The following is a 225-nucleotide window of genomic DNA, read 5'->3' as shown; positions in this document are numbered from 1 at the left end:
TTGCTGGACTGCAGGCTGTACCGGAACGTGCTCGACATCCTGCGTCGCGAAGGGCTGTCGCCCACCCAGCTTGAACTGGAGATCACTGAATCGACGATGCTGCTGCCGGATATCACCGCCATCGGCAACCTGAAGCAGCTGCGCGAGGCCGGCGTGAAAGTCGCGCTCGACGATTTCGGGATGGGCCATACGTCGCTGCACTACCTGCGCGAGCTGCCGCTGGAC

At 63.1% G+C, this 225-nt stretch carries 1 protein-coding gene; it reads left to right on the top strand.

Translation table 11 applies throughout. From position 1 onward, the window contains the following. The coding region (locus tag G5A07_RS21900; protein ID WP_191864036.1) for an EAL domain-containing protein at nt 1-225 on the top strand (225 nt) is incomplete at both ends.

The organism is Stenotrophomonas sp. AS012628 (assembly GCF_010608305.1).
In the GTDB taxonomy this organism is placed as follows: Bacteria; Pseudomonadota; Gammaproteobacteria; order Xanthomonadales; family Xanthomonadaceae; genus Stenotrophomonas; species Stenotrophomonas geniculata.
This window is presented reverse-complemented; position numbering and strand designations above follow the sequence as displayed.